The organism is Sorangium aterium (genome assembly GCF_028368935.1).
GTDB lineage: Bacteria > Myxococcota_A > Polyangia > Polyangiales > Polyangiaceae > Sorangium > Sorangium atrum.
Genome location: NZ_JAQNDK010000001.1, coordinates 462,865 through 485,855, shown reverse-complemented (window position 1 = coordinate 485,855; position 22,991 = coordinate 462,865). Strand labels below are relative to the sequence as shown.

Genomic DNA, 22,991 nt, shown 5'->3' with positions numbered 1-22,991 from the left:
CGTCAGATCCCGTCGAGCCGCACCTTCTGGCCTGCGACGACCCCGTGGCGCCGCGCCCAGCCGGCGTTCAGCTCGAGGACGTACGTCGACGGACAGCCGACGTCGAAGGTCGAGTCGTTGAGCGTCGGGGTGTTCTCCTCGATACCCACGATCGTACCGTCGCTGTCGATGAACAGCATGTCGAGCGGGATGCATGTGTTGTGCATCCAGAACGAGTGATTGGTCCGCTGCTGGAAGACGAAGATCATCCCGCGGTTCTCCCCCATGCTCGTCCTGTACATGAGGCCGCGCATGCGCTCTTGCTCTCTCCTGGCGATCTCGACGGTGACGTCGGGGGCCTTGGCCTCGAGGAAGGTCACCTTGCCGGTCGCGAGCTGGAACGGGCCGGTCGGGTCGTCGGGGCACGCCGGATCCGGGCCGGTGAGCTTCGGGGACGGTCGCTCCGGCGTCGACGCCGTCGGCTGGATGCAGCGGCCGGCTTCCCGCCCCCCGGCCGAGGCGGGAGGCGTCCCGGTCGAGGCGGGAGGCGTCCCGGTCGAGGCGGGAGGCGCAACGTCGCCCACGTTGCTGCTGGGCGTGAGCGGGAGGGGCTCGTCGACGCGGCGCTCGCATGCGCCAAGGGCGAGCCCGAGCAGCAGCGTGCCCAGGGCGGGAACGAGCGAGGCGAGCACGGCGGGAATGGCGAGCGAGGCGGACGTGGCGGACGTCGCGGAGGTGAACGGACGGGTCGCGAGGGCGCAGCGCGAGCTCATGCCGCTTCCTACCACGGCGACGCTCGTCCTTGACCGCTGGACCGCGACGCGGGAAATCGTCGCACGATGAACGCTCGAACCCTCGCCATTCAGTCCATCGCCGCCCTCGCCACGCTCTCGGCCCTCGCGGGATGTTCGAAGACCCCGGAGCCCACGGCCGAAGAAGCGCCGAAGCCGAAGACCACGCCTGCGTCGACGGGGCTGGCCGGAGGCAAGGCGGAGACGGCGGAGAAGGAGCGCCCTCAGCCGCAGAAGCGCAAGGTCACCGCGAAGCCGGTCGCCGAGGTCAAGCCCAGCGAGGACGACCCGGTCAAGGGCAAGTGGACGCTCGACGACGCCACCAAGGGGCTCCCGCCGGGCAAGACGTTGACCGCGTCGATCGAGACCGACCTCGGCACGCTGTCCTGCAAGCTGCTGGACGACAAGGCGCCGATCACCGTCGCCAATTTCGTCGGCCTGGCGCGAGGGATCAGGCCCTGGAAGACGCCGGAGGGGACATGGGAGAAGAAGCCCGCTTACGACGGGACGATCTTCCACCGCATCATCAAGGGATTCATGATCCAGGGCGGTGACGCGAAGAAGAACGGCACCGGCGAGGCCGGTTACGTCATCCCCGACGAGGTCTGGGAGGACGGCAGCCACGATCGCGCGGGGCTCCTGTGCATGGCGAACCGCGGCAAGAACACGAACTCCGCGCAGTTCTTCATCACCGACGCGGCGGCGTTCCACCTCGACAACGGCTACACCATCTTCGGTGAGTGCGGGCCCGAGGAGCTCGTCCACAAGCTGGCCGGCGTCGAGGTCAAGGGCGAACGCCCGGTCACCCCGCCGGTCATCAAGAAGGTGACGATCACCCGGCAGTGATCGCGTCGGGGCGCCCCGCGCCGAGCCCGGGCTCCCGCCGCCCCGCGGCGAGGAGCCGAGCTCGGAGGGGGCGCGCTCACGGGCAGTCGTTCTCTTCGCCGGGCGTCGGCGTGGACGCCACGGTGAAGCTGATGTCGAGCCACTCGCTCGTCTCGTCGTGCCCGCTGATGCCGTTGCCTTCGGTCAAGAGCTCGCCGAACTCGACATCGCTACAGCGGACCAGGCTCGCTCCGCTGCCGGCGGCAGCGGCCGGCCGCTGGCTGCCGCGCGCGGTGTCATCGGCATAACCGGCCTTGCCGGTCTTGTACGCCATCGCCGAGTTCCCCAGCTCCTCGCCCCAGATGACGTAATCGATGTCCTTGAGCGGGCTGCGCTCCGTGCCGTCCCACTCGAAGAGGATCACCATCTCTCCGCCGTCGGTGAGCAGCGCGCCCGATTGCGCCCCGAGTGCGCCGTTCGTCGGCGCGATCATGGGCGGCACGTCGTCCCCCCCGCAGGGGATGGGCGTCTCGTCCAGGGCGAAGTCGGCGCACCGCTGGTACTCGAGCTCGAAGCCGTCATCGCTCGCCAGCACGAGGCGTCCGCCCGCAGGAATCATGGTCCCGGGGGGGAACTGGACGAGGAAGTCCGTCCCTGCGCTGCCGGTCGGCGCCCAGGCGGTACCCGTGGTGATGGCATAATAAACGCTGTTGTCCGAAAGGTAGTAGTTGGTGAGGTCGATCTCGGCCTCGGTCGGGTTCCAGATCTCGATGAACTCGGCCGCTCCGGGTCTGACGACGATCTCCGAGATCAGCACGTGGCCGGCCGGCTCACCGGGGACCGCGCCGCCGCCGCCGTCTCCTCCGCCAGCGCCGCCGGCGCCGCCCGCGCCGCCTTCCCCGCCGGCGCCGGCCTCACCGCCGCCGCCGCCTTCGCCGGAGCTGCTCGCGGTGGTGCTGGAGGAGCTCGCTCCACCTCCTCCCGTCTCGTCGTCACCGCCGCACGCCATGAGGGGGGCGAGCGCCAGAGGGGGGGCTGCGAGGAGTGCGATGGTGAGCAGGTTGCGCGTGTGCATTGTTGAGAGATACATCAGAGTGCCGGCCAACAGGCAAGTGGGATTGCAGCCTGGGGGAAACGATCCACCGCTCGTCGTGGCGTCAGGACACTGCCATCGCTGTCAAATGCATGGCGGGCGCGCGAGGAATCGATAGCATGGCGACATGCGACGGCGCTCCTCGCTCCTCCTGACACTCCTCTGCGTACCGCTCCCTGGGCTCGGTCTCGCTGTCGGTTGCGGCCAGACAGTCATCGTGGACGATCCGTCCGCAGACGGCGGGGGCGGCGGCGAGGCCGGCGCTCCGCCGGTCCCGACCGGCGGGGGGGGCGGCTCCGACGCGGGGAGGGATCCGCTCGAAGAGTACGAAGACCCCGGCTGTCCTGACACCGAGCCGCCGGTCACCGATTTCGCGTGCGATCCGTACGACCAGTCGAGCGGCTTTTGCGCCCCGGGAGAGGGGTGCTTCATCTACGTGCAGTATCCGGACGAGCCGTGCGGGCAGGAGATCTACGGCGCGTACTGCGCGCCGGCCGGTCCAGGCCGGCAGGGCGATCCGTGCAGCGGCGGCAGCCAGTGCGGCGCCGGGTTCGCCTGCGTGGTGACCGGCTCGGGCACCCAGTGCGTCGAGCTCTGCGCGCTCAGCGGCGACGTCAACTGCGATCCCGGGTTCGTGTGCGAGCCGATCGACGTCGCGGGGATGGGCGGATGTCTGTGACGAGGTACGCCATGGGTCGGCGCGCGCGCCGGAAGGCGGCGCTGGCGGCGGCCCTGCTCGGGACGGTCCTTGCCGGCGGCTCGCTCTCGGGGGGGTGCGGGGCGCGGACCGGGCTGAACATCCCGCCGCCCGCGCCGGAGTGCGAGGTGGACGCCGACTGCCCCGGCGTCGAGGATCTCTGCAAGCCCGTGTTCTGCCAGCTCTTCGAGGCGGGGCAGCCCGACGGCGGCGCGGCGCCCTCGCCCGAGGGCGCGGCCCCGCGGCGCGGCGGGGAGTGCGTCGCGCTGGAGCCGGTGGACTGCGACGACGGCGACCCCTGCACCAAGGACACGTGCGAGAGCGCGACCGGGGCGTGCATCTACGGGCCGTCGACGCTCGACATCGACGGCGACGGCTTCCGCGCGGCGCTGCCCGGCACGATCCCCGGCGAGCCGCTCTCGTGCGGCGACGACTGCGACGACGCGAGCGCCGCGGCCTTCCCTGGGGGGATCGAGATCTGCGACGGCGTCGACAACGACTGCGACGGCACGGTCGACAACGGGGCCCGCTTCGTGCCGCTCGACACCGACGCGACCCGCATCTCGGGCGACATCGCGCCGGCCGGCGCCGGCGGGCTCGCCTGGAGCGGGACGTCGTACGCGTCGCTCTACACCGGGACCACGCAGGGCTTCAACGTGTACCGCTCGATGATCAGCGTCGACGGGCAGCCGCTCGCGCCGGGCGAGGAGGTCATCACGCCGAAGAACGGCGACGCCTCCGGCGGACCGATCGTGTGGGTCGGCGATCGGTACGGCGCCGCGTGGCAGGACCGGCGCGACGGCGACTACGAGGTGTACTTCTCCCTGCTCGACGAGGACGGCCAGAAGGTGGAGGGCGGCGATCGGCGGCTCTCGAAGGCGCCCGGCTTCTCCGTCAACGTGACGCTCACCTGGAACGACGCGGAGTTCATCCCCGTCTGGCAGGACGAGCGCAACGGCCTCTTCGATCTGTTCGCGCAGCGCATCGACATCGACGGCAACCTGATCGGCGACAACGTCCAGCTCACGGAGGCGTCGAACGGCCTCGGCAACGAGGCGCCGTCCGCGGCGGCCGGCCAGGGCGGCATCGGGGTCGCGTGGTCCACGGGCGACGCGGCCACGCATTTCATCCAGTTCCGGACGTTCACCGCCGAGCTCGATCCGCGCTCGGAGATCGTCACGCTGACGACCGGCGAGACCGACGCGGTCTATCCGACGGTGGTCTGGAACCGCGATCGCTACGTCATCGCGTGGTTCGACAAATCGGCGAGCCTCAAGGCCATCTATGCGGCGGCGGTCTCGGAGGACGGCCAGATCCTCACGCCGCCCACGCCCATCTCGGACCCTGGGCCCTTCCGCTCCCGGTACCCGTTCCTGCGCCCGCTCGGCGATCGGCTGCTCGCGATCTACTCGGACGATCGCGATCAGAACGACGGCTACGAGCTCTACGCGGTCACGGTCAACGCGGATCTCGTGCCGATCAGCGCAGAGCAGCGGCTCACCTTCGCGCCCCGCGACAGCATCGGCCCGGTCGCGACGTTCGGGCCGGAGGGCGACGTGGGCATCCTCTTCCGCGACGATCGCGAGGGCGGCGAGCACCACGTCTTCTTCACGCGCCTCGGGTGCATCGCGGGCGACTGAGGGCGGCCTCGCGGCCGAGCGCGGCGCGCCGGCTCGGCGCCCCGCTGGGCCGCGCTCAGTCCCGGGTCGGCTGGCGGCGCAACCGGAACGGGCCGGCGCGGTGGACCTTGCCCGGGAGCGGGCGGCCGATGACCTGCTCGGCGACGTTCCCCGCCTCGATCAGCTTGTCGAGATCGACGCCGGTCCGGACGCCCATCCCGTGCAGCATGAACACGAGGTCCTCCGTCGCCATGTTGCCCGCCGCGCCCGGCGCGTAGGGGCAGCCGCCGACGCCCGCCACCGACGCGTCGAAGTCGCGCACCCCGAGCTCGAGGCCGACCAGGATGTTCGCGAGCGCCGTGCCGCGCGTGTCGTGCAGGTGCAGCGCGAACCGCTCGGGCGGCATCGCGTCGAGGAAGCGGCGGACGATGTCGTGCGTCTGCCGCGGGGTGCCGACGCCGATCGTGTCGCCGAGGGAGACCTGGTAGCAGCCGAGGTCGATGAGCCGCTCCGCGATGCGAACGACCCGGGCAGGGTCGACGTCGCCCTCGTACGGGCAGCCCCACACGGTCGAGACGTAGGCGCGCACGGCGAGGCCCGCCTCGCGCGCCGGAGGGACGATCTCCGAGAACACCGAGAGCGTGTCGTCGATCGACTTGTTGATGTTGGCGCGGTTGTGCGCCTCGCTCGAGCTCAGGAAGACGGCGATCTCGCGCAGGCCCACGGCGAGCGCGCGCTCGAGGCCGCGCGCGTTCGGGCACAGGGCGCTGAAGGTCACGCCCCGCTCGGCCGGGAGCGTCCGCGCGAGCTCCTCGGCGTCGGCGAGCTGCGGCACCCACTTCGGCGAGACGAAGCTCGTGATCTCGATCTTGCGGAGACCGGCGGCGACGAGCGCCGCGATGAGCCGCCGCTTGCCGTCGATCGGGATCATCGCCGCCTCGTTCTGGAGCCCGTCCCGCGGGCTCACCTCGAAGATCGAGACCTCGTCCGCGACGCGGGCGAAGAGCGGCGCCGAGGCGGCGGCGCGATCCGCGCTCTCGTGAGCGGCGGTGCCCTCGGCCATCGGAGGACCCTCGGCGCCGGAGCGGGGCAGCGTCAACCGCTCACCATCCGTAGCTGCCGGTTCGGCGCGGCCGGTGTGAAGGAGATCGGGTAGCTCCCGGAGAAGCACGCGTGGCAGTAGCTGTCCGCCGACGGCCGCGCGCCGGCGGCGTCCCCGGCGCGCACCTCGAGGGATCGCACGCTCTCGACGAGGCCCTCCAGCGACAGGTACCCGACGCTGTCGGCCGTCAGGTAGCTGGAGATCTCGTCCACCGAGTGGCTCGACGCGATGAGCTCCGACCGCGTCGGCGTGTCGATCCCGTAGTAGCAGGGCCAGCGCGTGGGCGGGCTCGAGATGCGGACGTGCACCTCGCGCGCGCCGGCGTCGCGGATCATCTTGACGATCTTCCGGCTCGTCGTCCCGCGGACGATCGAGTCGTCGATGACGACGACCCGCTTGCCCTCGATCACCGCCCGGTTCGGGTTGAGCTTGAGCCGGACGCCGAAGTGCCGGATCGACTGCTGCGGCTCGATGAACGTGCGGCCGACGTAGTGGCTGCGGATGAGCCCCATCTCGAAGGGGGCGCGCGCGCGGTCGGCGAAGCCGATCGCGGCCGGCACGCCCGAGTCGGGCACGGGGATCACGACGAGATCGTCGCCGGGCACGACCGGCTGCTCGGCGGCGAGGCGCCGGCCGAACGCCTTGCGGACCTCGTAGACGCTGACGCCCTGGAGGGTCGAGTCGGGCCGGGCGAAGTAGACGTGCTCGAAGATGCAGAGCTTGCGCTGCTCCTGCGCGAAGGGGAACTCGGAGCGCACGCCGTCGGCGCTGATGATCAGCATCTCGCCCGGCGCGACGTCGCGCACCTTGCGCGCGCCGATGAGGTCGAACGCCGTCGACTCGCTCGCGACCACGTGGGCGACGCCGCTCGCGCTCGCCATCTCGCCCAGGCAGAGCGGCCGGATCGCGCGCGGATCGCGCACGGCGATGAGCTCGCGCTCGGTCAAGAAGAGCAGCGAGTAGGCGCCCTCCACCTCCATGAGCGCCTCCGCGATGCGATCGCGCAGCGCTTCCTTCTTGCTCATCGCGATGAGGTGGACGATCGACTCGGTGTCGCTCGCGGTCTGGTAGATCGAGCCGCGCGCCTCGAGCCGATCGCGCAGGGCCTCATGGTTCGTGAGGTTGCCGTTGTGCGCGACCGCCAGCGAGCCGCGCGCGTAGTCGACGCCCAGCGGCTGCGCGTTCTTCAGGTGCGAGCCGCCCGCGGTGGAGTAGCGGACGTGGCCGATGGCGCGCTCGCCGGGCAGCGTCGCGAGATCGGACGGAGCGAAGCCGGACTGCACCCGCCCCATGGCGCGGTGGCCGAAGAGGCGCTCCCCGTCGCTGCTGACGATACCCGCCGACTCCTGCCCTCGATGCTGGAGCGCGTGCAACCCGAGGTAGGTCATGTTGGCCGCCTCGGGGTGGCCAAAGATTCCGAACACACCGCACATGCCGCCTATCTAGTACGAAAACGGTGCATGACCCACCGTCATGGCGATCTCTCGTCAATGATGAGGCGGCCGAGCGCCGGCGCAGGCGGGAGGTGGACGCTGGTGCGAGATCGGAGCGCAGGCAGGCCTCGAGGCCGCTCCGGTTGAAAGGTAAGGCGGTTAACGAATATCCGGCGGGCACGGCGATGGTGCTTCGCCGGATTCCGCCGTGCCCCGCTGCTGGACAAGCGCCTCGCGCGGCGTCCAGATGGCTCCCGTCATTTCGGGATGTTCCAGAGTTTCTCGATGATCTTGGTCTCCATGGCGTCGCCGTGACACGTGCCGCACTCCATGTCCTCCTTGCTCGCCCGGGAAACCTTGTTTTGGTACTCCTCCTCCATGAACGCTTGGAGGGCCTTCTTGTCCTTGCGGTTCAGGACGTGCTCGTTCCCGGCGTGGCAGCTGTCGCAGAAGAGGGTTCCGCCGCTCTCGCTGCGGAGCGGCGCCACGAAGTTGCGCCACATCTCGCGGGCGACCTTCATGTTCCGCGTCTCTTTCTTGAAGTCGCCCTCGACGTGGCAGCCCTCGCAGGTGTCGTAGCCGAGCGCCTTCTGGAGCAGCGGCATCACCTTCTTCTTCTGCCCCGCCGGGAGCTTCTCGAGCGCGGGGATCTTCTTGAGGTTGATCCCGATCTTCTTCAGATCCGCCTCGAACTTGGTCGCCTGGAGCGGCGTCGACTTGGCGGGAGCCGCGGGCTCCTCCTGGTGCTCTTGCGCCTCCGCGTCCTTCCCCGGCTTCGCGGGCTTCGCGCCCTCGGCGTCGGCGGTCGCCTTGCCCTCGTCCGGGCTCGACTCGCCGTCGAAGTCGTTCTTGTCCGCCGCCGTCTCGGGCGGCGGCGTGCTGGAGCCGCAGGCTCCTGCGAAGGCGCCCATCCAGAGCGCGAGGGCGAGCGCTGCGTGCTTCATTCTGGCTGCCATGGTCCTCCAAGGAACGTTGAGTTCGAGCCGAACGCCGCCCCCCGTGCGGCAGGCCGCGCCGCGCTGGCGCGCGCGCCCACGGTCGCCGGGCGATCTGGCCGGCACTCTACTCGAATTTGCCTGAGACGGAGAGGAACGTGAGCTTGTTGTTCGTCTCGCGGAGCCGCTGGACGAGCATCCGGACGACGTTCCAGAGGACCTCGTACGCGAGCTCCTTGTGCAGGAAGAGCAGGTCCTCGAACGCGTCCTTCGACACGGTGAGCAACCGGCAGCGCTCGTGGACGCGCGCGTCGGCGGAGCGGGGGGCCTCGTCGAGCAGCGCCATCTCGCCGAACACGGCGCCCGGGCCGAGCACCGCGAGCGCCTCCTCGCCGATCCCGGCGATCTCCCGGCTGATCCGGACCTTGCCTTCGAGCAGGATGTAGAGCTTGTCGCCCGGATCCCCGTGCTGAAAGATCTTGGTGCCGAGGGCGTGCGTCTCTTCGCTCGCGACGCGTGAGATGAGCTCCAGCGCGGCCGGGGTGAGGCCCTTGAAGAGAGGGACCTTCGAGAGCTGCTCGATCCGTTCGGGGACGATCACAAGCCGCCGGCGAGGATAACCGAGGCGGAGGGCGCGGAGCGAATTTAAAGGGAGCTCGCGGCGAGCGGCTAGCGCGTGAACGTCACCGTGATGGGCGGCGTCGTGGCGGCGATCGAGGCGCCGGAGCGATCTTTGCCGGGGTTGTAGCGGCGGCCGAGCGCGCACATGCGCGCGGAGCGACCGAAGCCGTGGCCAGGATCACTGACGACCTTGACCGAGAGCGGGCTGCCGTCGGGGCGCACCGTGACCATGAGGACGACCTTCGCCTGGTCGATCTGGTCGACGTCGGCCTCCGGAGGGAAAGGACAGTTCCAGTTGCTGCTGCCGATCAGCCCGGGCGGCGCGGAGCGGTCCGGCCCCGCGGGGGGCGGGGGCGGGACGGGGTCGCCCGTGCCCTTGCCGCCCACGACGCCCCCGACCTTCGCGTTCGGGTTGAACGTGGGGGTCTTCGCCGTGCCCGCGCCGGCCACCTGGCCGTAGCCGACGCCCTGCCCGTCGCCGCTCGCGATCCCGCGATCGGTCATGTCGAGGACCTCGTCCGGATCCGGCTCTTTCGTCAGGACCTTCGCGGCCGCGGCGGCGGCGGGGGGCGGGTCGTACGGGTCGTCCTTGGGCGGCGGGGTGTTCGCCTGGGGAGGCGGCGCGACCTTGGGGACAGGCTCGGGCTCGGGCGCCGGCGGCGGCGGCTCGGGCTCCGGCGGCTTGGGCTGCTCGACCTTCGGCGGCGGGACGTCGACCTCGTAGATCGCCCAGAGGTAGTCGTGGATGCCGGCGCGCATCTCCCCGACCACGTGCCGCATGTCGCGCAGCGACCCCGAGACGATGGCCCGGGCCGAGGCCGCGCCGTGGCTCGTGACCGCCAGCGTGACCCCGAGAAAGGCGCCGACGCGCGACGCGCGGTCGCCGAGGGCGAGCACCGCGGCGAGCGGATCCGCGCCGCGCCGGCGATCGGCGGCGCGGCCCGGCGCGCGCGAGGCGAGGGCGGGCGAGGGATCTTTGGCTCCCCCGGGCTCGGCGCCGCCGCGCTCGTCTCGGCGGCGGCCGTCGTGGACCGCCCCCGCGGCGCGATCGCTCGTGACCTGGCTCATAAGGTCTCGCTCGGCGCGCTCACGGCGCGGGGCTCGGGGTTGCGGGCGCGGGGGCCGCCGGGGCAGGCGCGGCAGGGGCGCCCGGCGCCGTACCCGGGGCCGCGCCGGGCTCGGGCGCGATCGGCGTCACGCCGAACGCGATCTTGGAGACGCCGGCCTGCTTCAGCAGATCGAGCGCGCGGATCACCCGGCCGTGCGGGACCGTCGTGTCGGCGCGGATCACGGCGCGGAGCTCCGGGTTCTTCGCCTGGGCCTCGCGCGCGATCGGCAGGATGGCGTCCTCGCTCGCGAGCTTCTTGCCGTCGGCGAGCGTGTCGCCGTTCGCGTGCAGCTCGAGACCGAAGATGAGCTGCACCTCCTGCCCCTGCGCCGCCTTCGGCAGATCGAGGGGGAGCGACTGCGAGACGATGATCTTGGCCGTCACCATGAAGATGATGAGGAGGACGAGGGTGATGTCGACGAGCGGCGTGACGTTGATGCCGCTGATCATCTCGTCATCGTCGTTGCGGCTCATGCCGGCCATCAGCGCTCCTCCTCGCCCGCGCCGCCCTTCTTGTGCTCTTCCTGCCGCGACGCCCTCGCGGCCTTGCCCCGCGGCTGCTCGACGGCGGCGGTGGGCGCGGCCCCGGCGAACGCCGGATCGATCTTGAGGTGCGCGAGCAGGACGCGCGTCAGCGCCTCGGTGTTGGCGAGCGTCGACTTGATCATGCGCTGGAAGAAGTTGTTCGCGGCGACCGCCGGGATGGCGACCGCGAGGCCGACCGCGGTCGCGACGAGCGCCTCGGCGATGCTCGACATGACCGCCTGCGGCGCCATGGCCTGCGACGTCGCCTGCGCCACGGGCGTCTTCGCCGCCTGGCCGAGCGCGTCGAAGGCGCCGACGACGCCGATGACGGTGCCGAACAGCCCGATGAACGGCGCGTTGTTGCCGAGCGTGCCCAGGTAGGCGAGGCGCCGCTCCAGCTTCATGCGCTGGAGCGCCGCGGCGCCGGCCATGGCCTCCTCGGCCGCCTCGGGGCCCTGGTGCGCCACCGCGAGGCCGGCCGCGACGACCGCCGCCTCGGCCGAGGGCGAGGCGTCCATCCGCCGCCGCGCCGCCTCGATGGAATCGTCGAGGGACGTCTTGAGATCCCGCGCGAGGACGGTGAGGTCGTCGCGGAGCGACCAGAAGAACCAGGCGCGCTCCAGGATGATGGCGACCGAGACGACGCTGAGCGCGATCATCAACCACATGACCCAGGCGGCCCCGAATCCGACCATGATGCGCTGCAGCCACTCGACGAGGTTCATCTTGTTCCTTGGTGCCTTTCCGATGGGGGGTGGGTGGGAGCCGCGCTTCGAAGACCATTTACGGATCGACGGCGGGCTGCCCTTCCTCGACTTCGTCCTCCTCCGGAGGAGGGGCGCTCGCCGCCCCAGGCCTGCCGATGGGGGGCCGGGGGGCGGAGGCGTCGACGAGCCGGAAGACTCGCCCAAGGACGGTCGTCGCGTAGCCGCCCTTCGGTAGCACAAACGAGACGACGATTCCGTGCCGTACATCCGGATCGTCCGCGGCTTCTCGCGTGGTGGCTCTCACCGCCGCGTCCCCGGCGGTCGCCTCCATGGCGGACACCTCGAGGTCGTCCACCTCCAGGCGCAGCGGGCGCCGCGTGCCTTCTCCGGCGTGGGCGAACGCGTCGAGCTTGCGAGGGTCGCCGATCGCCGCCGTGAGCACCTCGCGCTCCAGCGCGCCCGGGGCGCCCTCGGGCCAGCGCATCTTCCGGCCGAACATCGGGCCCGTCGCCGAGATCGCGAGCGCGGCGGCGCGCGCCTCGGCGTCCGCGAGCTCCGGGCCCTCGAGCGGCACGAGGAACAGCCCGCCGCTGTCGCGCTTCTTGGCGAGATCGCCGGGGAGCACGGCGCTCCAGGTGCCGTCCGCCTCGCGGCGCGCGAGCACCTCGTTGAACCAGAGCGACTGGAGCGCCGAGAAGAGCAGCCGCTGCTCGCGCTTGTCGCGGGGCCCGCGCTCCCGACCCGAGATCCACGCGAGCGCGCGCTCGGGGTTGTCGCCGTTCCTTCCGAACCGCTGAGGCCCGAACGCGTTCGGCACGCCGGCGCGGCCGATCTCGGCGAGGCGTTGCTCGGCGAGCGGGAGCGCCGCGGGGGCGATGCCCCGGAGCGCGATCCTGAACCGGTTGCCGAGGAGGTGCCCCGGCTTGAGCTTGTTGTCGTGGCGGGTGACCGCGAGGACCTCGATCCCGGGCAGCTCCGCCTTCTCGAGCAGGGGCGCTGGGTCCTGCGCGAGGGGGAGCTGGAACGACGCGGTCTGCGTCGTGATCGCGTGCCGGTCCTTCATGCCGGCGAAGCCGGCGCCGCCCGGGTCGGCCCCGAGCGCGAGCGCGATGGCCCGGACCGCGTCGGGGGTGTTGCGCCCCGTCTTGCGGAAGGTCACGAACACGTGCTCGCCGCGGCCGCTCGGCGCATAGGCGGGGAGCTCCTCGACGACGAAGTCGGCGGGGGAGCTCCGGAGCAGGGCCGCGGGAAGATCGTCGGGCGAGCCCGCGGGCGCGGGGAGGTCGCCGCGCGAGCCCGCGGCCGTGGCGCCCGCGTCGGGCGGGGCGGTGGCTGTCATGGGAGCGGCAGCGTGACCGAAATCGCCCGCTCGTCCAGCGCCAGCAGCGCGCGCACGCAGCAGCGCGCACACGCGCCTCCGGGCCCGCCTCCGCGAGCTGCGGCAATTTGCCCGCCGCGCCGGGGATCGGCTATGGCCGGAAGCTCGCCCCGGGTCTGGGCCTCTCCGCGATGCGACCGCCTCTCCCGCCTCACCCCCTCGCGCGCCGGCCCGTCCTGTCGCTCGCGCGCTCGCCGCTCTTCGCCGCGGGCGTCGCGGCGCTCGGCCTCGCGGTCCTCGGGCTGCCGAGCCCACGGCCGGCCGCCGCCGCGCGCGCCGCGTGCCCCGCAGGAATGGCCTCGGTGCGCGGGACGTTCTGCATCGATCGCTTCGAGGCGAGCACCGTCGAGCTGCTCTCCGGCGGCGGAAAGCGCCGGCACTCGCCGTTCGAGCCGGTCGGCAAGCTGAAGGTGAAGGCGGTGAGCCGGCGCGGCGTGAAGCCGCAGGCGTACGTCAGCCGGGATCAGGCCGAGGCCGCCTGCCAGAACGCCGGCAAGCGGCTCTGCACGGACGACGAGTGGGTCACCGCGTGCAAGGGCAAGCGCGCGACGGTGTTCCCTTACGGACGCGAGCGGGAGCGCGGCGCCTGCAACGACAGCGGCGTCTCGTCGTTCAACCGCTACTTCGGCCAGGGGGGCGAGGCCCCGCTGTCGGCGTTCACGTGGGCCAACATGAACGACGACCGCCTGAACCAGCTCCCGGGCACGCTGGCGCCCGCGGGCGCGTTCCGCCGCTGCAGGAGCAGCTTCGGCGTCAACGACATGGTGGGCAACCTGCACGAGTGGACGAGCGCGCCGCGCGGGACCTTCCGCGGCGGCTACTACCTCGACAGCGCCAAGCACGGCGACGGCTGCGAGTACAAGACCACCGCGCACTCGCCCGGGTACCACGACTACTCGACCGGCTTCCGCTGCTGCAAGTGACGCGGCGCAGGCCGCGCGCTGCGCCCCGGGCTACTTGGGTATGGGGGGGCGTCCGCCGCCGGCGCCGCCGGACATCGGCCCCTGCACCGTCGTGCACTCCTCGTCGCCGGTGTCGACCGTGGTGACGTCGTAGCAGCAGAGCTCGCCGTCGAAATCCGCCTCGCTGTCGATGGACTCGATGGAGCTCACGCAGCCTGGGTTCTCGAAGAACACGCGCGCCTCGTCGCTCGACGGGCACGCCCCTTCGAGCTCTGTCCAGTGAAAGCAGGCCCGCTTGCCGCAGCCGGCGGAGCCGGCGACGAGGAGGGCGGGGGCGACGAGCGCGACGAACAGCGGGCGGGGGCGGGCGATGCTCATGGCGATCTCCTCATGCGGCGCCCGCGCACCCGCGCGGAGGCCTCGGCGATCAGAGCTCGTGCGGCATCAGGTCGCGCGGGCTCCTGAAGTACTGCAGCGGCGAGTAGGCGAGCAGGTTCGAGACGCGGGACGTGTAGATGCAGGCGTACTCCTCGACCTGATCGCCGAAGCTGGACGTCTCGTTCGCCTCCTTGAGCAGCGAGCCCCAGTAGGGGTGGAAGCGGCGGGCGATCTCGCGCTCCAGCTTGCCGACCTCCGCGTCGACGGCCCGGAGCTGGCCGCGGATGCGCTCGACCGCGCGCTTGGTGCGGCCCCGCTCGGCCTCGTAGAACGACGTCGCGTAGTCGATCCGGACGTGCTCGCCGTTCGCCTCCGCGAGCAGCGGCGCTCCGCCCCCGTTGGTCGCGCCGTTCCTCTTCTGCTGCTCCTCTTCGATCTTGCGGGTGAGGTCCTTGTAGCGCTGCTGGTAGAAGCGCAGCTGGTCCTCGAGCTCCTCGCGGCGCCCCTCGAGCAGGGCGCTCTCCATGTGCTCGCGGCGGCAGGACTCGTGGGCGGCGACCTCCGCTTCCATCTCCTGGATGATCATCGCCGTGCGCCACGCGCTCTCCTTCTTGGAGCGGAGGATGTCGCCGTAGATGTGATCGCCGACGTAGAGGACCCGATCGCCGGAGATGTTCAGGAACTTCTCGAAGTCGTTGAGGTTGCCGCCCTCGTAGATGGCGCCGCGCTCGAGCGGCGCCGTGGCGGGGCGGGGCTCGGCGCCGTCGCGGATGAGCAGCGGGCGGCGCTCCTGGAAGAACGCCGGCTTCTGCGCGGCGACGACGATGACGTCGAAGTAGTGCCGGAAGCTCGGGTACTCGGGCATCGCGTCCCCGAGCAGGTACGTCATCATCTTCTCGGTGAACGGCCAGCGCGAGTTCGTGAGCAAGAAGAGCTTCTTGCCCGCCGAGCGGAACTTGTGGAGCGTCTGCGCCAGGTTCGGGTCCCGCTCGACGAAGCGCGGCAGGTCGGACAGGACGACGTCGAGGATGGTGCCGTCCCGGTGCGCCTCGTCGATGCACTCGCGGATGTCGGTGAACAGCCGCGCGTAGTCGAGCGCGACGCCGCGCTCCTCGAGGGCGTCGACGATGCCGGCGTAGAGCGTGGCCTCGCTCAGCGCGTAGAGCGTGTCGATCCAGTGGTAGCGGGCGGTGTTCGGCCGGATCTTGCGGTGCTGGTAGAGCGACCGGAGCTCGTCCTTCGTGAGCTCCCGGAGGCCGTGGTACCCGCGCTGGACCACCTTGAACCGGTCCATCTTGAGCACGTGGCCGAAGCGCTTGTCGATCAGCAGGCCGCGGATCGGGAAGTGGATCGGATAGCGGAGGCGCCGCAGGAGCTCCTCGGGGTAGCCTCGCGCCGCGAGCTTCGTGACGGTCCCCTGGATCGAGAGGTTGTCCATCTCGGTCTGGTTGTAGATCGCCAGGGTGTAGTCCATGTCGAAGCCGACCCAGTCGATCCCCGCCAGCTTGAGGTTGCGGTTGACGAAGACGCGCCGGGTCCGTGGGATGCGCGTGGGCTCGGTCTGGGGATAGAGCCCTCCGAGGGGGAGCTCGAGCTGCTCGAAGAACACAGTGGGTCGACTATGGTATCCCACCCGGGGGGGCGTACAAAGGGCGCCTCGGCGACGAACGCGCGTCTCGCTCTGCGCGGGGGGGCGTCGCGTGGTCTGGCGCGGCGCCGCGCGGCGTCGAGTCGGGCCACGCACGGCGGTTGCACGGCGGTTGCACGGCGGTTGCACGGCGTGTGCCCCCGAGCGACATGCCCCCCGGGTCGTCCGCCCGGCGCCGCCCGTCGGGGCGATCGCGCGAGCGCGCAGGGAGCCGTCGACCCCGAGCTGCCTTCCGCCCTCGGCGCGCGCCTTCGCGACGCGCGCGCCGCGCACCCGGGTGCGCCGCGCCGAACAACTGCGCTATGGTGCCGCCCGCCCCGTCCCGTCCTGTGCGATCGAGGAGACGGCTCCTCATCCGCCACCGACGGGCTCCTTGCCCGATGCTTTTTGCAGCGCCCCAGACGATCTCCCGCAAGCCTCCCGTCCAGCGTCCCACCTCGTGGTGGCTCACCATGCTGCGCCGCCGCGCGGAGCGGATGTACGAGGAAGAGCTCGACCTCTCCCGGCCGATCGCGTGGGAGAGCGAGGGAGAGCGCCAGGCCGCGATCGCGTTCTTCAACGCCGCGTTCCGCGCCGAGGAGTCCGGCCTCATGCAGGCGCATGCCCTGGCCGACGAGGTGAGCGGCTGGGACCCCGAGCTCGGCGAGTGCCTGCGGCTCTACGGCGACGAGGAGGGGTGGCACCGCGAGCTGCTCACGAAGTTCCTCGCGCACATCGGCGGCGAGGTCCGGCCGATGGGCCGCGTCACCGGCACCTTTTACCGCCTGTACGGCCGCGCGAGGCGGGTGGAGACGATCGTGCTCACGAACCTCATGTTCGAGACCATCGGCTCGACGACCTACCGCCTCGCGCTGCGGGAAGCCCGGTACCCGGCGGTGCGCCAGATGCTGACGATCCTGACGCGCGACGAGTCGTTCCACGTCCCGCTCAACGTCCACTTCCTGCGCGAGGCCCTGAAGCGCAGCCCGCCCTCGATGCGGATCAGGCTGCGCGCCATCTACACGACCCTCTTCGCGGCGCTGCTCGGGTCGGCGGCCGCGAGCCGCCGGCGCGCGCTCGCCTTCGACAGGATCCCTTTCCAAGTGCTCGCCAGCGCCTACGCCGAGCACCTCGGGCGGCTCTTCGTCCACGAGAGCGACCTCGACTTCGCCCCGCCGGAGCTGCTCCTGCGCCTGTTCGGGCACAGCCGGCGCGCGCTCGCGTCGTCCGAGGACCCGTCGGCCGTCAGCGTGCTCTCGGCGGAAGCGGCGGTCGATCGCGAGCGCGTCGTCGTGACGGCGCTCGGGGACGCGCGCCGCCCCCACGCGCCTCGCGGGCCGCGGGAGAAGCCGCCGAGCGCCCCCGCCGTGGCGCGGGATGCGGGGCGCCGGAGCTGACGGACGCTGACATCGCGCGCTGACATTGCGCAAATGGCGTGGATGGCGTGGATGACGTGGATGGCGTGGATGACGTGGAGATGGCGCGGAGCGCTCATCGCGGCGCGCACGGCGAGCTTCTCTCCGGGGCATTGTAAGCAGTACACTTGAAGCTCCGGCGCCGTGGGGTCCGCGTGGGGCGGGCGGCTGAGGCGTGGCGGGGCGTCGATGGCAGGCAAAGAGCAGCGCCGGAGCGGTCCAGAGAGCAGCCCCGGCACGAGGAGCAGCGAGTCCGCGGAGCGCGCGCTCGCGCCGCAGGAGCCGGCCGCGCGGCCGTGGGCGCTCGCCCATGAGGAGGATGAGGCGAGCGCTGTCGCGCAGATGCGGCACGAGATCCGGGCGCTGCTCAGCGGGATCGTCGGGTTCAGCAGCCTCTTGCTCGACAGCGAGCTCGACCCGGAGCAGCGCTCCTGGGCGCGGCGCATCCGGAGCAGCGGCGACGCGGTGCTCTCGATGGTCGACGATCTCATCTCGCTCGGCCAGCCGGACGGCCGCGGGCCGCACGTCGATCACGCCGACTTCGATCTGCGCCGGGCGATCGAGGACGCGGCGGAGCTGCTCGGCGATCGCGCGCATGATGACGGGACCGAGCTCGTGCTCGACGTCGACCCGGACGTGCCGGCGGCGGTGCGCGGAGACGCCGCCCGGCTGCGGCAGATCCTGCAGAACGTCGTGGCGACCGCGATCGGCGCGGCGCCCCGAGGCGAGGTGCTGGTGCGCGCCGCGCTGGACGCGGCCCGCAACGACGAGGCGAAGGGCAGGCTCGACGCCGCGCCCGAGCGATCGCGCGCGCGGGTGCGCTTCGATGTCCGCCTCACGGGCGGGGCAGGGCGCGCGGACGGCGCGGCGGCGCCGGGCGCGTCGGGCGCGCCGGCCGGGGGAGCGCGGCCTGCGCCCGGGCGGGATCTCGGCGTGGCGTCCGGGTTGGCCGTCGCGAAGCGCCTGGTCGTCGCGATGGGCGGCGAGCTCTGCGAGCCCGCGGACATCGATGCGCGCCGGCATGGGATCTCGTTCGCGCTGCCGTTCGAGCGGCGCGCGCGCGGCGCGGAGCGCGCGCTCATCCCGCGCATCGACCTGCCCGGGAAGCGGGTGCTCGTGGTCGACGACAGCGGCTCGGTGCGCCAGGTGGTGCGAAAGCTGATCGAGGAGCTCGGGCTCGCTTGCCGCACCTCGGGCAGCGGCGCCGCCGCGCTGGCCGCGCTGCGCGAGGCGGCGGACGCCGGCGCCGACTACGACATGGTGCTGATCGACCTCGAGCTGACCGATCTCGACGGCCTGAGGCTGCTCCAGCACATCAAGGCGGACCCCGCGATCGCGCCCGTTCGCGTCGGCCTCATGACCTACCCCGGCAGGGAGGCGCCCAGCCGCGCCGAGGTCGACGCCGTGCTCATCAAGCCGATCCGGCGCGCGCAGCTGCACTCGAGCCTGCGGCTGCTCGCAGGGCTGCCGCCGGAGCACATGTCCGCCGGGGCGCGCGCGCACCCGCCGAGGTCGCCGCGAGCGGCGGCCTCATCGAAGCCGCCGAGGCAGGACGAGGGCGACCGCGCGCGGCGGCCTCCCGGCGCGGCGTCGCGGTCCGGCGCGTACGAGGCCGCCCACCTCGACGGCGCGCCGCCGAGCGTGGAGCTCGCTCCGCCGACCCTGGTCACGCCCTCGCCCCCGTCGACGTCGAAGCGCGGCCAGCCCGCCTCCTTGCGGACGCGGGGCGGGCTGCGCGCCGTCGAGCCCGACGTCGTCACCGAGGTGATCGAGCTCTTCCTCACGGAGGCCCCGACCCGGGTGGCCTCGATGCGCGACGCCGCGGCGCAGGGCGCGCTCGGCGAGCTCGAGCGGCTCGCCTGGGCGCTCTACGAGAGCGCCGACGCGCTCGCGGCCTTCAGCCTGAAGGAGCTCTGCGCGCGGCTCGATCGGGAGGCCCGCGCGGGGACGCTCGAGAGCGCGACGGAGGCGGTGCGGGCCATCGGCCGGGAGGTCGAGCGCGTGCAGTCGTCGCTCGCTGCGGAGCTCAAGAAGCGCGGACCTCGATGAGCCGGGTGGGGCGTCCGTTCAGGTGAAGCCGACGAGCCTCGAGCTCATCTCCCAGAGCCGCGAGGCCGCCTCGGCGTCGGTCGCCATTCCCTTGAGCGGCCTCGCCCTGGTCCGCTCGAAGAAGGCGGGGCTTCCGGTGGGCGCCGTGTCGGCCAGGATCGCGAGGAGGTTCGCGGCGGCCTGCGCCGGGGTCGCGCCCACGACGTCGATCAGCGCCTTGAGGACGCGCGATGTCCCCTCGAACAGCCCTGAGCGCACGAGGCCAGGGTAGTAGCAGAGCACCTGGGCTCCGGTGCTCGAGAGCCTCTCCGAGAGGCGGCGCGCCGCGAGCACGAGCGCGAGCTTCGACCGCGCGGAGGCGGAGAGGAACGAATAGGAGCGTTTCGACATGAGATCGTCGAAGTCGAGCCGGATGCTGTCCACCGGCGCGACCATGTTGACGACGCGCGCGTCGCGCGCGGCCTTGAGCCGGTCGAGCAGCAGGTTCGACAGCAGGAAATGCGACAGGTAGTTCACCTGGAACGTCATCTCGAGGCCGTCGGCCGACTCCGCTCGTTCACGCAGGAACACGCCCGCGTTGTTCACGAGCAGGTGAACGACCCGACACCGGTCGGCCACCTGGCGGGCCGCCGCGCGTACGGAGGCGAGCCGGCCGAGGTCACACTCGATGAGGCTGACCTCGCCCAGCGCCTTCAGCGCGGCGAGCTTCCTCGCGCCGTCGGAGCCGGTCCGGCGACAGAGCACGGTCACCCGGGCGCCCTGCCGCGCCAGCGCGGATGCCGTCGCGAGCCCGATCCCCGAGGTGCCCCCCGTGATCACGGCGACTTTCCCCCTCATGCTCCCCGCACCCCCCATCCCCCGCCTCCTCGTCCTCGTCCATCTCATCGCCTGCGGTGGGCCGGTCACAAAGCTCCGGGAGCTCGCTGGGACAGGCGCACGCGCTGGACGGACGTCGATGCGCCGGCGGGCGCGGTGCCTGCCGAGAACCCGAGAGAGGAAGAGTCGTCGCCCGCCCGCGACACAGGTACGACCGTGCGTTCATCACGTCAAGAAAGCTTTGCGCGATGCAGCACAGTGGCAGAGAAAACCATGTTCCATGGTTTTCCGAGGCAGGAGGCCGATCTGTCCACGTCACAGCCGTGCACGTGGACCGCGCTTGGGAAGCGCCTGGCGAGGAGCGTCAGGGGGCTTTCGTCTCTTCGAAGACGCGCAGGCCGTATTTCTCGAGACACCAGAGCACGCCGATGACCAAGCTCCGCTTGTCGTCCACGAACGACGGCTTCTTTCCCTCGAAGTAGTGGCCCACGAACTGGAAGCCCCAGCCCGTCGTGAACATCGCGGCCGCGAGCGGGAGGCCGATGAGCGTCGCGCCCACCGGGAAGCTCGCGACGATCAGCGGTATGCCGACCTGGTGACACGCCTGGTTGCGTGGATCCTGGTGGTCTTCCTTGTACCGGCGGAGCACCTGTGTCCATTCGGCGTTGAGGCGGAGCATACGACCTCCTTACCATGCGGACGCCCCGCGCGGCGCCCCCGGCCTTCGAAAGCGCGCGCGGGCAGCGAAAACGCCGAAAACGCCCGTCGGCGGCGCGGACACGCGGCGAGGCGAGCGCCGCGAGCGCCGCGAGCGCTAGGCGGACTGCTCGCCCCCGCGCGCCTTCGTCGAAGGCCGGGGGCGCCGCCGCTTCCCGGTTGCCGTTGGAAGGAATGAGGCGTAGTTGGGCAGTGTGAGCGGTTACAGGACCGGCCCCATGGCGACGACCGCGCCGCTGTCCATCAAGACAGGGGAGCTCCTCCAGGGCGCGCGCTCGGAGAAGCGGCGTGTGCTCCTGCTCGTCTACCATCATGACGGCGTCGAGATGGCCCCGATGAACCCCGGCGTCGGCGTCGTCGTCGGCAGGGAGCCCCCGGCCGACGTGGTGATCCGGGACAGGAGCATCTCGCGGCGGCACGCGCGCTTCACGCTCGTGGGCGGCGAGGTCGTGGTCGAGGACCTCGGCTCGCGCAACGGGACGCGCATCTCAGGGCAGCGGGTCGAGAGCGGCGTGGTCAAGGCCGGGGACGAGGTGCTGCTCGGCGGCATCGTCGCGTCGGTCCACGTGCTCTCCGGGGGCGAGATGCCCCCGTTCGGCCTGGAGGGCTCCGACGCGCTCCGCTTCGCGCTCCAGGCCGAGATCGTGCGGTCCAGGTTCTTCGGCCGCAAGTTCGCGCTCGTCGTGGTCCGCTCGCTCGGCGCGCAGGCGAGCCACCTCCGCCACTGGGGGCTCCGCGTGCGCGAGGCGCTGAGGCCCGTCGATCGCGTCGCGTTCTACAGCGCCGACACCCTCGAGATCCTGCTCCCCGAGGTCACCCCCGAGCTCGCCGAGGAGCTCGCGAAGGCGATCGTCGCGCGCCGCGAGGGCGAGCCCGTGCTGGTCTCGGGGGTCGCCGTGTCCCCCGACGCCGCGACGTCCATCGACAAGCTCATCGAGGTCAGCCACGAGGCGTCGCGGAGCGCCACGCCCGCCGAGCCCGTGCGCCTCGCGCCCCCGGAGGGCGCGCTGTTCTACGTTGCGCCGAAGGTCGACAGCACCCGGCCGCCCGACGAGGCGGGCCCGCCGGGCGCGCCGCCGGAGAGCCAGTGGGAGGCCGACGGCCACCTCCTCGCGACCAAGAGCCCGCTCATGCGCTCGCTCGTCGAGGTGGCGCTGCGGGCCGCGCGCTCCTCGATACCGGTGCTCCTTCGCGGCGAGACCGGGACGGGCAAGGAGGTGCTCGCGAGGTTCATCCACGACCGCAGCCCGCGCCGCGGCGAGCCGCTCATCTGCGTGAATTGCGGGGCGATCCCGGCGCTGCTCGTCGAGAGCACCCTCTTCGGCCACGAGCGCGGCGCCTTCACCGGGGCGAGCCAGCAGCACAAGGGCGTCTTCGAGGCGGCCACCGGCGGCACGGTCCTGCTCGACGAGATCGGCGAGCTGCCCGCGGCCGCGCAGGCCGCGCTCCTGCGCGTGCTCGAGACCAAGCGGGTGACGCGCGTCGGCGCGACCAAGGAGCTGGAGGTCGATGTCCGCGTGATCGCGGCGACGCACCGCGATCTCGACGCGATGTGCGACGCGGGCACGTTCCGGCTCGATCTGCTCTACCGGCTGAACGCGATGACGCTGAGCATCCCGCCGCTCCGCGCGCGTCGCGACGACATCGCGACGCTCGCGGCGGGCTTCCTGGCGCAGGCGAACTCGGCGAACATCAGCAGGGTCCAGTCGCTCGCGCCCGAGGCGCTGGCCCTCCTGAAGTGCTACTCGTGGCCGGGCAACGTGCGTGAGCTCCGGAACGCGATCGAGCGGGCGGTGGTGATCGCGGAGGGCGAGGCGATCATGGCGCGCGATCTCCCCGAGCGCATCCGCCTGGCGGTGACCTCTCCCAGCTCGCCGCCCACGCCCTCCCGCGCCGTCGACGTCTCGCGCTCGTCCGAGCCCGGCGTCGGGCCGGCCCTCTCCCAGCGCGCGTCCGAGCCGCTGCCCTCGCGCCCGTCCGAGCCGCTGCCCTCGCGCGCGTCCGATCCGGGGCAGGCGGCGGCCCCCACGGTCGGCCTCAAGACGCGCCTGGATCAGATCGAGGCCGAGCTCCTGCTTGAGGCGCTGCGCGCGTCGGACTGGAACCAGACGGAGGCGGCGCGTCGCCTCGAGCTGCCGCTGCGAACGCTCCAGCACAAGATCAAGGTCTACGGCATCAAGAAGCTCGGCTACGGCGTCGCTCGTTAGCCCTCGCCGGGCGGGCGTCCGGCCGCCCGATCGATCGCCGATCGAGCGCCCGACGCGCGCCGCTCTC

21 protein-coding genes are annotated in these 22,991 nt (G+C 72.0%); 7 read left to right on the top strand and 14 right to left on the bottom strand.

The annotated features are described in order from the left end of the window. Positions 1–2: 2 nt before the first annotated feature. Positions 3–752: a DUF192 domain-containing protein gene (locus tag POL72_RS01595; RefSeq protein ID WP_272093175.1), complete on the bottom strand. Its 750-nt coding sequence runs from the start codon at positions 750–752 to the stop codon at positions 3–5. A gap of 66 nt (positions 753–818) precedes the next feature. On the opposite strand from POL72_RS01595, the gene POL72_RS01590 reads away from it, so the two are divergent. Beyond that, positions 819–1,616 carry a peptidylprolyl isomerase gene (locus POL72_RS01590; protein WP_272093159.1) on the top strand — a complete coding sequence of 266 codons (798 nt, stop codon included), beginning with the start codon at positions 819–821 and terminating at the stop codon, positions 1,614–1,616. 76 nt (positions 1,617–1,692) lie between these two features. On the opposite strand, the gene POL72_RS01585 is transcribed toward POL72_RS01590, so the two are convergent. Continuing rightward, positions 1,693–2,670 carry a lamin tail domain-containing protein gene (locus POL72_RS01585; protein ID WP_272093158.1) on the bottom strand — a complete coding sequence of 326 codons (978 nt, stop codon included), beginning with the start codon at positions 2,668–2,670 and terminating at the stop codon, positions 1,693–1,695. A 145-nt stretch (positions 2,671–2,815) separates the two neighbouring features. Between POL72_RS01585 and POL72_RS01580 the strand changes: the two genes are divergently transcribed. Beyond that, entirely contained in the window at positions 2,816–3,367 is a 552-nt protein-coding gene (locus POL72_RS01580; protein WP_272093156.1) for a hypothetical protein, read from the top strand. Between the two features lie 11 nt (positions 3,368–3,378). After that, on the top strand, positions 3,379–5,025 hold the full coding sequence (locus tag POL72_RS01575; protein ID WP_272093155.1) for a putative metal-binding motif-containing protein: 1,647 nt from the start codon (positions 3,379–3,381) through the stop codon (positions 5,023–5,025). A 55-nt stretch (positions 5,026–5,080) separates the two neighbouring features. On the opposite strand, the gene POL72_RS01570 is transcribed toward POL72_RS01575, so the two are convergent. The 8 genes from POL72_RS01570 to truD all read right to left on the bottom strand — a co-directional run bounded on the left by POL72_RS01570 (position 5,081) and on the right by truD (position 12,774). Continuing rightward, positions 5,081–6,067, bottom strand: a complete 987-nt coding sequence (locus POL72_RS01570) for a hydroxymethylglutaryl-CoA lyase (RefSeq protein ID WP_272093153.1) — start codon at positions 6,065–6,067, stop codon at positions 5,081–5,083. A 32-nt stretch (positions 6,068–6,099) separates the two neighbouring features. Next, positions 6,100–7,539 (bottom strand): amidophosphoribosyltransferase, encoded by a 1,440-nt coding sequence (gene purF / locus POL72_RS01565; protein ID WP_272093152.1) that lies wholly within the window; start codon positions 7,537–7,539, stop codon positions 6,100–6,102. Between the two features lie 257 nt (positions 7,540–7,796). After that, positions 7,797–8,495: a hypothetical protein gene (locus tag POL72_RS01560; protein ID WP_272093150.1), complete on the bottom strand. Its 699-nt coding sequence runs from the start codon at positions 8,493–8,495 to the stop codon at positions 7,797–7,799. Between the two features lie 106 nt (positions 8,496–8,601). Beyond that, a complete protein-coding gene (locus POL72_RS01555; protein ID WP_012236950.1) occupies positions 8,602–9,075 on the bottom strand; it encodes a cyclic nucleotide-binding domain-containing protein in 474 nt (157 codons plus the stop codon). A gap of 68 nt (positions 9,076–9,143) precedes the next feature. Beyond that, positions 9,144–10,163 (bottom strand): energy transducer TonB, encoded by a 1,020-nt coding sequence (locus POL72_RS01550; RefSeq protein ID WP_272093148.1) that lies wholly within the window; start codon positions 10,161–10,163, stop codon positions 9,144–9,146. Positions 10,164–10,182: 19 nt separating this feature from the next. Beyond that, the gene (locus tag POL72_RS01545; protein ID WP_272093147.1) at positions 10,183–10,686 is read right to left on the bottom strand and encodes an ExbD/TolR family protein; all 504 of its coding nucleotides are present in this window, start codon (positions 10,684–10,686) and stop codon (positions 10,183–10,185) included. Then, entirely contained in the window at positions 10,686–11,453 is a 768-nt protein-coding gene (locus POL72_RS01540; protein ID WP_272093145.1) for a MotA/TolQ/ExbB proton channel family protein, read from the bottom strand. The genes POL72_RS01545 and POL72_RS01540 overlap by 1 nt, the downstream gene beginning before the upstream one ends. A 58-nt stretch (positions 11,454–11,511) precedes the next feature. Then, positions 11,512–12,774: a tRNA pseudouridine(13) synthase TruD gene (gene truD, locus POL72_RS01535; protein WP_272093144.1), complete on the bottom strand. Its 1,263-nt coding sequence runs from the start codon at positions 12,772–12,774 to the stop codon at positions 11,512–11,514. Positions 12,775–12,944: 170 nt separating this feature from the next. Here truD and POL72_RS01530 point away from each other — a divergent pair, with 170 nt between their 5' ends. Continuing rightward, a complete protein-coding gene (locus POL72_RS01530) occupies positions 12,945–13,736 on the top strand; it encodes a formylglycine-generating enzyme family protein (protein ID WP_272093142.1) in 792 nt (263 codons plus the stop codon). Positions 13,737–13,766: 30 nt separating this feature from the next. Here the strand turns inward: POL72_RS01530 and POL72_RS01525 are convergent, their stop codons facing one another. Together POL72_RS01525 and POL72_RS01520 are read right to left on the bottom strand one after the other, a co-directional pair. After that, entirely contained in the window at positions 13,767–14,093 is a 327-nt protein-coding gene (locus POL72_RS01525) for a hypothetical protein (RefSeq protein ID WP_272093140.1), read from the bottom strand. A gap of 49 nt (positions 14,094–14,142) precedes the next feature. Further along, the gene (locus POL72_RS01520) at positions 14,143–15,702 is read right to left on the bottom strand and encodes an HAD-IG family 5'-nucleotidase (RefSeq protein WP_272093138.1); all 1,560 of its coding nucleotides are present in this window, start codon (positions 15,700–15,702) and stop codon (positions 14,143–14,145) included. 491 nt (positions 15,703–16,193) lie between these two features. Between POL72_RS01520 and POL72_RS01515 the strand changes: the two genes are divergently transcribed. Next, on the top strand, positions 16,194–17,117 hold the full coding sequence (locus POL72_RS01515) for a ferritin-like domain-containing protein (protein ID WP_272093136.1): 924 nt from the start codon (positions 16,194–16,196) through the stop codon (positions 17,115–17,117). A 207-nt stretch (positions 17,118–17,324) separates the two neighbouring features. After that, positions 17,325–19,184, top strand: a complete 1,860-nt coding sequence (locus POL72_RS01510; protein ID WP_272093134.1) for a response regulator — start codon at positions 17,325–17,327, stop codon at positions 19,182–19,184. An 18-nt stretch (positions 19,185–19,202) separates the two neighbouring features. On the opposite strand, the gene POL72_RS01505 is transcribed toward POL72_RS01510, so the two are convergent. Both POL72_RS01505 and POL72_RS01500 read right to left on the bottom strand, forming a co-directional pair. Then, positions 19,203–20,021, bottom strand: a complete 819-nt coding sequence (locus POL72_RS01505; RefSeq protein WP_272093133.1) for an SDR family NAD(P)-dependent oxidoreductase — start codon at positions 20,019–20,021, stop codon at positions 19,203–19,205. 343 nt (positions 20,022–20,364) lie between these two features. Further along, a complete protein-coding gene (locus tag POL72_RS01500) occupies positions 20,365–20,679 on the bottom strand; it encodes an Mpo1-like protein (protein ID WP_272093131.1) in 315 nt (104 codons plus the stop codon). Between the two features lie 256 nt (positions 20,680–20,935). Here POL72_RS01500 and POL72_RS01495 point away from each other — a divergent pair, with 256 nt between their 5' ends. Beyond that, on the top strand, positions 20,936–22,924 hold the full coding sequence (locus tag POL72_RS01495; protein WP_272093130.1) for a sigma 54-interacting transcriptional regulator: 1,989 nt from the start codon (positions 20,936–20,938) through the stop codon (positions 22,922–22,924). The last annotated feature ends 67 nt before the right edge of the window (positions 22,925–22,991 follow it).